This is a genomic window from Candidatus Phytoplasma crotalariae, from assembly GCF_030586865.1.
GTDB classification, from domain to species: domain Bacteria; phylum Bacillota_I; class Bacilli_A; order Acholeplasmatales; family Acholeplasmataceae; genus Phytoplasma; species Phytoplasma citri.
This window is the reverse complement of record NZ_JAOSIR010000059.1, coordinates 1-1,582: the sequence shown is the minus strand read 5'-3', so window position 1 is coordinate 1,582 and position 1,582 is coordinate 1. Positions and strand designations below refer to the sequence as shown.

Here is a 1,582-nt window from a genome sequence, read left to right as displayed (position 1 = left end):
CCGACTCTAACTTTGAATTAACCAATTTCCATCTGCACTTCAACCCTGTTCGTAAAACTTTATCCCTTTATCAAGATAAACATCATTATGATAAAGCTCAAGAAGCCGAATATCTTTCACGAACTAATAACGATTGGTAATTTAAACCTATTATTATCATCAACTTTATTTACTCACTAAGACCCTTTTTAGGGTCTTTTTTTATTTAATACCTCGGAAAGGAAATAAAAACCTATGTTCATTAATAAAATCTTACCAATTTTACCAAATAATATTCTCTTTTTTATCATCACTTTTCTCTTATTATTACCTCTAACCACCATTTATTATGTCATTAAGTTCTATCTTTTCACAGCGAAAGTTAGTATTGACCGCTTCTCTCAAGGAATTATGGTCCAATTTTACCAATATTTAACTAAGGAGCAATCTCATTATGTGGCATCTCTTTAATTCTTGGTTAACCAAGATAAATCATCTTTGGTATCAGATAAGTAGTTCTTTTTTGACTTACCAAAATCAATGGTTAAATTTAGGGTTATTAATAATTATGTTATTGTTTCTTCCTCATTTATTATCTTTAATTGATTTTATCCTGAAAGTTTTTTATTACTTTTTGTGTTTTTTTTATTATTTAGGAAAATATCTATTATTATTATTGAAAAAAATTTTTAAGAAAGAATGAAAATTATGCGCATCAAAAATTTAAATCAACGGACCAAATTATGGTACCAACACCGTCAAAAATATATTAACGCTTCTGAAATTGCTTCGATAACAGGGTTAGATCCTTTTCGTTCGCGAGAACAATTAGTTCATGATAAACTCTTTGGGACAACTTTTACCGCTAACCAATATACTCTTCATGGCCAAAAAATGGAACCGATTGCCAGAACATTTTTTAGCCAAAAAACTCTTTTACCTTTCGAAGATGCTATTTTTGTTGATGATCAAGTGCATTTTTTTTCCGCTTCTTTAGATGGTTACAACGAACAACATCAAGCTGTTTTAGAAATTAAATGTCCTTTTGTGAATGAAAAGCAAGAAGTTTCTAGCACTTGGACTAGTTTTTTAAACAATCCCCAGTCAGAAAATATTCCTCCCTATTACTGGGCCCAAGTTCAATGTCAACTTTTTTGTGCTCAAGCGAAATTGGCTTACTTTTTAGTTTATTTTCACGATCAAAACTATCACGTGGTACGGATTTATCAAGACCATCATTTTATTATCAAAATGATCGAAGACAGTAAAAAATATTTAGCATTACTACATAACGCTAAACAAGAATTAACCCAAACTACTTATTTAAAACAATTAAGCAAAATCAAATAAAGACCTTCCATTGGAAGGTCTTTAATATTAAAAACTAAAGGAGTTTTAATAATATGTATGAAATTTTTATTTGTATATTGGAGATTGTGATGCTTGGTTCCTTTTTAATGAGTTTTTTGATCATGATTAGTTTGGTGTTTGAATCGTTAAATCAAGTTGAAAAGTTAACAAATGAGCTTCGTTCTCGAGATAAAGAAATTAAAAAGCTCAAAAATGAGATTAAAAAGAGAAAACCATGAAAACAACTAAAAAA

2 protein-coding genes and 1 pseudogene are annotated in these 1,582 nt (G+C 29.1%); all 3 read left to right on the top strand.

The genetic code is table 11. The features are described 5' to 3' along the window. Window positions 1–140: pseudogene (locus tag OC683_RS02430) on the top strand (effector); the annotation flags it as partial. Between the two features lie 547 nt (window positions 141–687). Next, the gene (locus OC683_RS02425) at window positions 688–1,329 is read left to right on the top strand and encodes a YqaJ viral recombinase family nuclease (RefSeq protein ID WP_304514947.1); all 642 of its coding nucleotides are present in this window, start codon (window positions 688–690) and stop codon (window positions 1,327–1,329) included. A 53-nt stretch (window positions 1,330–1,382) separates the two neighbouring features. Beyond that, entirely contained in the window at window positions 1,383–1,568 is a 186-nt protein-coding gene (locus OC683_RS02420) for a hypothetical protein (RefSeq protein WP_304514946.1), read from the top strand. Window positions 1,569–1,582: the final 14 nt, after the last annotated feature.

What these genes read in the sequence shown, in the direction of transcription:
- OC683_RS02425 (WP_304514947.1), top strand. Translation starts at nt 688, where the DNA reads ATGCGCATCAAAAATTTAAATCAACGGACCAAATTATGGTACCAACAC.
- OC683_RS02420 (WP_304514946.1), top strand. Translation starts at nt 1,383, where the DNA reads ATGTATGAAATTTTTATTTGTATATTGGAGATTGTGATGCTTGGTTCC.